Below are 7,997 nucleotides of genomic sequence, written 5' to 3' on the forward strand. Positions count from 1 at the left end.
AGGTAGCCGATGCTCCAAAATGCGCCAAGCGTCGTCCGGAAGTCGACCTGCGCGCGCTGCTATATAAACAGGTTCGAACCCGATTTGCGCCAATTCGCCAGGATTACGCGACCGCGACCCAAGCGCTCGGCTAAGAAGATACGCACGCAGAAACAGGCTGATTTCATCGGTAGTCGATTTATTTGCGGTCTGCACGGCGATCAGCCAAGGATCGACGCCATAGTCGTTTGGAACTGTGTCGGGCGACATCAAATGAGCAATTGTAGAAAGCATCGCCCAGGAATGGGTTTGTCCGCTCGCCAGAAACTGAGCGATGGTTGTGGGTTCAGACGCCGCAGCTGTGAGCCATGGTTCAAAACGTTGCCGATCGGCGTTGTCAAATCGTGAGCTGAGAACTTCAAGGACATTCAGTGAGCCGAATTCCCGAACGGTCCTAGCTGCCAGGTCGTGGCGGCCAGCGGCGATAATTGCCGCAATGCCCGATGATCGTAATTGCTCGGCGTCAGCTATCGCTGCGAATGCTGAGTCTACTGAGATGGAATCACGTGACCAAAATGTTGACTGTGCTACGAGTTCAGGACGCTGCGCCAGTGCTCCATCAGCTAGCGTTGGCGCGCGCTCTATGCCGTCGATCAGTTCGTCCACTGACATTGCGGCAACGGCATCTGTTAAGATGGAACGGTATTGGGCGCCGCCCGCGACCAGTCGGACGAAGCGATCCGGGTCGCGTTTCCAGATCGCGCGACCCAGAACTCCGGCGTGCTTCGATACCGTGTCCGGCTCTGCAAATTCCAGGTGGCGAACAACGAAATCAAGCGCCGTGTCGTCGAGCTGGTCCGGCTGTTCAAGTGCGGCATTAACGACAAGGCCCCGCGCGGTTCGCGCCTGGGGCGAGCCAAGTTCGTCTTCCAGAAGCGCAATGGCTCCGCCGACGGCATCGGGATTTGTATGAAATCCGCTTGTGAGTACGTGAAGGCGACAGAGCAATCGGAATGCTTCGCGCCCTTGGTCAACATCACCGCCGATACGACGCAGGAATGTCCGCAAGCCCGCGACGTCGGGCTGCGCCAGATCGGAGACGGCGTCATCAAGCCATTCTTCCCGGGTGGGGACATTGTCGCGTACTTCGACGGCATCTTGGAAGCGTGCCCGCACGCTTCGATCCAGTGACGGAAGAAGCTGCAAGTCAAACGTGTTTGAGTCCGTCGAACGATCGGCGGCTGACATTGTGCAAAAGCGAAATGCGCGCCGCATCCTCGGCCACTGCTGAGCCCAGAGCGCCATCAGCACTGGTTCAACATCCAGTTCTGTAGGCCGTACGGCAATCACTCGACTGGCTGGCTTTCCATAGATGCCCGCCAGGAGTCGTCGAGCAAAGTCTACACCCTCGTCAGAGAGAGCCGAACCGAGATAGTCGGAAGCAATCGGTAAGCTCGTTCCGTATTCCGCTGGGGCGGCGGGACTCGGCCGGCGAAACAGAGCCATGATCGCGCCTGGATCTGGCAGCGCTGCAAGATCGGCGAAATCTATCAAAAGCGTATGGGTCCAGACACAGCCTGGACGCGGCATTTCCGGCGCCGCCCAAGTCCGCGCTAGCGCGTACATCGTGGATTCCGGCAATGGATATCCTGTCAGGTAGCCGCGATCGTCGATGCGCGCGCCTGGGCCGGATATGTCGCTCAGCACCAGCATCGTCTTAATGTCGCGTGGCTTCAGCGTAACAGAACTCGCGAGCTGCCGATGGCCATCGGCATAGCCGTGGAGCGTCTGTTGAACCTTTAGGACACCGCTGTGCTTCACTCCATGAGCCATGCGAGTGGCTCCGTCAGATCATGGGTTTCGTGAGCGCCTCCAACCAGCCGGATACGCGTCGACGGGCAATCAAGGTTGCGCAGCGCCTCGGCATCTGCCTTGCGCGCCGCACCGGACTCGATCGCGTCATACTCGCCACCTTGCGCACTCAGGCCGTAGACACGCCATGTCCACTCATCCGCCCCCCGTCGCAGATATTGCGCGAGCAGGGGTAACTTCGCATTCAGATAGGCCGCGGGCGACAAACCCTCGCCATCGGCTTTGTCCCAGGCCGAGAGCATGATGGCCAGCCGGCGAGGTCCGACGTCAAGCGGCGCCGACCGGAGGAGTTGCAGTAGATCCACCAACTGCACCTGCGTCGGCGCGAGGCGGGGATGCCACGGCACCTCTTGGCCAGCCGGAATCGTCAAGCCGACCGCTTTCGACAATGCAACCTCATCGACCACCCATTTCGGTGGACGTATCGTATCTGCGTGGATGAACAAAAGCACGCCGCTGGCCTGCAAGGTATAGGCAATTTCCGGCTCGCAGTCGCGCTCTTCTGTCATCCGCCGATAGGCTTCACCTGGTACATCCGGAAAGGTAATGCGCACTGGCGTTTCGGCCGCATCCTTCAGGTTCATGCTGACCAGGCGATTGCCGCCGACCGCGGTCCGATCCTGCACCTTGGCATCCCGCCAGCGAGCGGAGATTTCATTGAGGTGGGAGGTTTCCCCCGAACGTAGCGTATGAAACTTCAGGGTAGTCTCGACGTCCCGTTCGGTGATCAAATGCCACAACGCAGCCAAGAATGTCGTTTTGCCGGATTCAGGCAGACCAATGATGACAACGGAGCGCTCATTCATTTGGCGCCCTCCAACTCGTCGAGCGGGCGCAGTCTTGCGAAAGCGCGCACAAACGCTGGCCTTGCCGGCGAAGAAGTCGGTGGAGGCGCAGCGGGCTGGAGCCAAAAGGCAAGAAGGTCCGGAACGCCCGTGCCGCGCCGCACAGCATCGCTCTTTGGCGAAGCTGCCACTTTGAAGGCTTGGACGACCGGAAAAATGTGGCCAAACAAGCGTTCGATGTTGGCGTGCAAACCCGCAAAATCGCCCTCAGTTCGCGCCTGATTTGGGGAGACTTGCACCAAGTCCATTTTGGTCAAAACGAGCGCCAAGCGTTGGCCAATTTGCACGGCACCACCATCCGCCAACGCCTGAAGTATCATTGTGATTTCGCTGCGCAGGTTGTGGCGGGCGCCAGCATCCAACAGTCGTTCGCCATCTACGAGAACGGTCAACGAGTCAGCGCGATGGACCTCAGGAAAGGCCGTAACAATTGATGCATCGTCCGCAGCACTGCGATATTCCTCGCCGGCCCGGTCAGCTAGCGCCAACGTGATCGTGCTCCCTGCCGAACCGCCGCCCAGATCGAGGTGATAGAATCTAACTTCACCTCGAGGCGTGCGATTGATGTGCGGCACGTTCCTGCGGGACGCAGCACGCGCGTCATGGCACGCCAATTCAAATGCATGCAACGTGTAAGAGCGTGCAAATTCGATTTCGGAAACGGGACCTTCTTGAAAAAGGTCGTAGAGACTCGCAATCAGGCTCGTCTTACCGGCGTCGCTGGCCCCAACGACCGCGATAACCCGAGTATCCCCGGCACGCAACAATCCGGCCGCGTCGGCGACCCCCAGCGTATCGGCACCGGGTAGTCTGACACCTTCTGGTGTTCCGGAATTCTCCGAATCTGGCGCGTCGGCAGGTGCGTGGCCGAAATGCGGGCATTTACCGGTCTCAATACCTTCGACGCACTTTCCCGTCTCGGCAATCCGGCAATCAGGATTGGCGCAAATGACATCGACCTTGTCGTTGCCCTCAGCCATCGACATCACTCATCGCCGAAGAGGAGCAGAAGTCGCTCGCGATAGAAAAGAAGTCCCAGCACCAGCGGCGATAATGCGAAATCTGGCGCTACACCGATTGCCGCGGCCCAACCGGCAATCCAGCTATCGCCCGCACCGGTCTCAAGCTGACGCTTGATACCGAAATGAAGTGGGGTCGATACCATAGAGGGCTCGGCTTCGGGCACGAACGTCCGCAGCCATTCCGGGTTTGCCGCGTTGATGAAAGTAGCCACAGCGATTTTTTTACGATCCTTGAGGCCGGCACGCGACAGCAGCGCTTTTATCGCGGCAGGGCCGGGGAGGAACTCGGTATGATCTGCCAACTCTTTGCCAAACACGAGCGGTTGGACATCTGCGGACACTGTCTCGAAGGCGCAATCTAGATCGAAGCTGCGCTGACCCGTAAGCCACCACAGCATCTGAAGTTCCTCATCCTGCGCGCGGAGAAACCTATCGATCGCCTGCACTGCGTTAGCTTGCCGACGGGCAAGTTGACCGAAGGCCAGGCTCGCTGCTTCCGCAGCCAAGGTAAATCCTTGAGAAAATCCTTCCGCATTGGGCTCGGCTTTCACTTTCGCCACGGCCTTTTCAAAGTCGAATTTGGGCGCCGCGCCGCTAGCGTATTCGGACAGCCGCGGTCGTTTGCTATTCGTTTCAGCAATATGGTCGATGGCGCCCTCCGCCAATACAGCAAGATCCATTGGCAAGTCGGGCTTGCGCGCATGGAAGAAAGATGTGGTGGTGATCGCCAATGCTGCCTCGGCACCCGCGCTCGCACCGGTGTTCATAAGTGCGGCCAATGTCGCGGCGGCGAGTATTTGAAGCTCACGATCGTTGCCCTGCATTTCGAACGTGGTGTCGGCTGTGTGGAAGGCTTGTCGAAATTTCTGGACCTGCGCTGCCACGGCAGGCTGACGGCTCTTGAACGCCAACCGAATGAGGGCCTCGACGTCTTTGCTGGCTGCTGCTTGAACGGCAGCGCCAACGGCAGTCCACCTCAACTCGCGACGCGCTCGATCGTCGCCGAGCCCAACGGCTGTATACCAGCGGGCGAAATCCGGATGCATCGGCAGCGCCTCTGAACTCGCCATTATGATCTCTCCAATTGTGCGATTTCGCCTGCGAGCTTCTCAAGCTGGCCACGCTCGCCGGCCCGCAGCAAAGCTCGTCCATATCGTTCGGGTTCGGGCAGGGTCAGCTCGGCCTCGTCGATCAGGCTCAATCGCAGGGTAATCTCGCGACGTTGACTGATGGTCAGATTCCAGAAACGAAAGACGAGATTCCGTGTGGTTTCATTGCTCATCGCGGCCTCCGCGTCGGAGTCTGCTTTCGTGGTGATAGCAGGGGTGGCGGTCAGAACCGTGACTGTTTCGGCATCAGTTCCCATGGCGGGCGCGCGATCAGGTATCGAGATGCGATGACGAACCACCGCCTCGCCCTGACGCGTGAGGGCGGGTCGATATTGTTCGGGGTTTGACTGCCATTCGAGCAGATGTGCCTCGATCTCCACAGCACGATCCTGCCCAACACCCGTCACCTCAACACGAATAAGATTATAGCCCGGTTGCCAGCCGGCCTCATTTCGGTCGGGGTTCACGGCGCCGGCGGCGAAACGAATGTAATTCGGGTCCTGCGTGACGCGCTGGCGGTGCTTGTGGCCAAACAGATGGATAGCTGCTCGGCCGCAAATGGCATCATGAACGTCATCCTGATCCATGAACCAATCAGGCGGGTGATGGCACAGCACGAGATTGACCACGTCATCGACTGGATCAAGCACCGTCTGAAGCGGACTGAGGTAGAGACTGTCCCGCGTATCGTCCTGGCCAGAGGCACCTGACAGCAGTGTCGATGTCAGGCCGTAGATGCGCAGATGCACGGCGCCCGCAAGCTGCAGGTCTTGCTTCCAGTAGAGGCGTTCCGGCGGATAGACTTGGCAATTGAACAGCTTTGCAAAGTCGTTGTACGCCGCTAATGGCATGAGCAGTGCTCGTCCGGTGTCCGGATCAGTAAACTGAGTGCGCAGTTCCCGCTCGCGACGGTGAGGCGCGGCCTGCTGAATGGCTTGCTGGGCATTGCGAGTGGAGGGAGCGCGCGCGATGAGGCCGCGGTCCACATCGTGGTTCCCTGGAATCACGAACACCCGCTCAAGGGGACACCCGCAAGCCTCTGCCAGTTCTTTGAGCCAAGCGAAGGCTGCTGCATATTCCTGTGGGTCTCCTTTGAAGGCAATGTCGCCGCCAACAAGAATCGCCCCGACCGGACCCAAGATTGCGACTCTGGCGCGGGCATCCTGAATTATCCGCGTTCGATAGGGCCGATCTGGATCAAGATCCGGGTTCACACAGTCCGGTGCACGAAAATGGATGTCGGAAATATGGAGTATCAGCATAGGAGGGGTTCTATCATAGTTGTCCGAAAAATGTAGCATAGTTCGGACGGCTCTTCACAATGCATCCGTTCTTCCTGAAATTCTGTCCGCGGGTCATATTCAATCCGAACGACGAGGGTTTGTTTAAGGGAATCTATCTTCCGCTTGACCTTTGGAAGAGCTTGCATGCGAGCGGACGGCTCAAGGGGCCGAAGGGCGGCAACGTTATCGGGTTCGACAACGTTGGAAGACGGCTCTCCAACACTGAATTCATCTCGCTCGTCACCAACTCCTGGGTGGGTACAACCATCCCCCAGTCCGCCGAACTTGAAAAAGTTATCCGGTCGGTTCTCGAAACCGGGCGAACCGTGATCTTCGCAGTCAAGCTGGAGCCAGCGCCGGATGATTCAGCCGGAACGCCTCCAACGTCGCCGGTCGAAATGCTCTCGCTGCGCTTTGATGACGCGTGCATGCCGGGCGACGATTACTTCAACTTTGAGAATGCCGTCGAGACCTGATCACGGCCCGGTTAAACGGTTAAACCCGGCGCGACAACCCGCCATAAGATATTTGCAAGGCGTGGCCGCGGAAGCACAGATCTATTCGCCGAGCGTGAATCTGTGAGAATCTGGTTCGCCGGGAGCCGGGTGAATCCATACCTCGATCAGAGCAAGCCTTTTGGCGCTTGTGGCCGATCTCCGTGGGCGATGGATGCGTGTGTCGCCGACGTGTCCGTAAATCAAATAAATCGCGCGCCGGTAGCCCACGTCGTTCCGGAATAGCGACAACGTATCAATGTCCTTATCCACGCCGTCGCTAAGCGCGCCAGCCGACTTAACTTCAAAAACGGCATAATTGCCCGCCTTGCTGCCCGGCCGATGACGAGCAGATCCGGCTTCCGACCGTCTGCGCCCAATGCCCCGAGAAGGGCATGACCACTTTTATCGACTTCGCCATTCAGCCAAAACGTACAATCCTCCGGCCATCGCAAACGCATCCGGTCATAAAGTTCGTAGCAATAGATGCGCTCCCGATAAACCGGATCTCCGCCAGCGATATTCAACAAGAAACACTCCGGCTCAATCGTGGCCGTGGCATCCGTGAGAATTGGCATGAGCTCTTTCATCTGCTCCACCGCGCCGCAGTCCCGCGGCCGGAGACGCGGTCAGTAGTTCGGACGGATATTCCAGCAACATCCGACGGATCGAGCCGGCGCTTGATCTCGACGTTGAAACTCTCGCCTGGCCGTGCGATAAGAGCGCGCATCTGATCATCGTCTGGGATCATGCTACCAACTTTACCACAGCATGCCAACCGCCGGCGAGCGCCGAGTCAGCCCGACGGGCTCGCAACGGCACCCCGGGTCTGTGCGTACATTCCTCAAGCCCAGCACCGTCGTGTTCACCCGCGGCAATCGGGACCAAATCGAAGCCGATCTCCAGACCTCACCTTGTTTACGGCTTTCTGACCACCGCGCCCAATTTTGATCCTCGAACGGATCCACCCCAAGGCCATGCCGGTAATCCTGACGACCGACGAAGAACGCGACGTGTGGATGCGTGCGCCGTGGGGTTAGGCGAAGGCGTTGCAGCGGCCATTGCCGGATGACGCTCTGCCGATCGTTGCGCGCGGCGACTATAAGGAGGACCGCGCGGCGGCGTGAGAACTTTGTGCGACAGGTGCGGCTGCGCTCATGCCATGGCTTCAAATGAAACGCGATAGTGGCCGCGCAATTCGCGGACCAAGCTCTCGTGAACCGCGCCGCAAGAGTGTCGCCGCCATGCGGCATCGATCCTTCGCTCAAGAACAGATCATGCCTCCTGGCCGGGGCGGAAACGAAAAACCGGACCTTTATGCAGTAGCTAGCTGCACAAAGGGCCGGTCTTATGTTGCCTTGCCGCGTTACCGAACAGCTGCAAAGGACATTTC

General features: G+C 58.8%; 7 protein-coding genes and 1 pseudogene. 2 read left to right on the top strand and 6 right to left on the bottom strand.

The genetic code is table 11. The annotated features are described in order from the left end of the window. The 5 genes from WCB02_RS08155 to WCB02_RS08175 all read right to left on the bottom strand — a co-directional run. Positions 1–1,812: hypothetical protein (locus tag WCB02_RS08155; RefSeq protein ID WP_423957382.1), on the bottom strand; the 1,812-nt coding region annotated here is incomplete at its 3' end. Beyond that, positions 1,797–2,657, bottom strand: a complete 861-nt coding sequence (locus WCB02_RS08160) for a TRAFAC clade GTPase domain-containing protein (protein ID WP_423957384.1) — start codon at positions 2,655–2,657, stop codon at positions 1,797–1,799. The genes WCB02_RS08160 and WCB02_RS08155, both read right to left, overlap by 16 nt. Then, the gene (locus WCB02_RS08165) at positions 2,654–3,676 is read right to left on the bottom strand and encodes a TRAFAC clade GTPase domain-containing protein (protein WP_423957385.1); all 1,023 of its coding nucleotides are present in this window, start codon (positions 3,674–3,676) and stop codon (positions 2,654–2,656) included. Before WCB02_RS08165 ends, WCB02_RS08160 begins: the two co-directional genes overlap by 4 nt. A 5-nt stretch (positions 3,677–3,681) precedes the next feature. Next, positions 3,682–4,788: a GTPase-associated system all-helical protein GASH gene (locus tag WCB02_RS08170; protein WP_423957386.1), complete on the bottom strand. Its 1,107-nt coding sequence runs from the start codon at positions 4,786–4,788 to the stop codon at positions 3,682–3,684. Beyond that, positions 4,788–6,089 carry a metallophosphoesterase gene (locus WCB02_RS08175; RefSeq protein WP_423957387.1) on the bottom strand — a complete coding sequence of 434 codons (1,302 nt, stop codon included), beginning with the start codon at positions 6,087–6,089 and terminating at the stop codon, positions 4,788–4,790. Before WCB02_RS08175 ends, WCB02_RS08170 begins: the two co-directional genes overlap by 1 nt. A gap of 59 nt (positions 6,090–6,148) precedes the next feature. Here WCB02_RS08175 and WCB02_RS08180 point away from each other — a divergent pair, with 59 nt between their 5' ends. After that, a complete protein-coding gene (locus tag WCB02_RS08180) occupies positions 6,149–6,586 on the top strand; it encodes a hypothetical protein (RefSeq protein ID WP_423957388.1) in 438 nt (145 codons plus the stop codon). Between the two features lie 221 nt (positions 6,587–6,807). Here the strand turns inward: WCB02_RS08180 and WCB02_RS08185 are convergent, their stop codons facing one another. Then, positions 6,808–7,194, bottom strand: coding sequence for a hypothetical protein (locus WCB02_RS08185; RefSeq protein ID WP_423957389.1), 387 nt, complete (start codon positions 7,192–7,194; stop codon positions 6,808–6,810). A 290-nt stretch (positions 7,195–7,484) separates the two neighbouring features. Between WCB02_RS08185 and WCB02_RS08190 the strand changes: the two are divergent. Continuing rightward, positions 7,485–7,731 (top strand): annotated as a pseudogene (locus WCB02_RS08190) (SOS response-associated peptidase); the annotation flags it as partial. Between the last annotated feature and the right edge of the window lie 266 nt (positions 7,732–7,997).

Origin of the sequence: Bradyrhizobium sp., from assembly GCF_049581145.1 — a bacterium.
Lineage (GTDB): Bacteria > Pseudomonadota > Alphaproteobacteria > Rhizobiales > Xanthobacteraceae > Bradyrhizobium.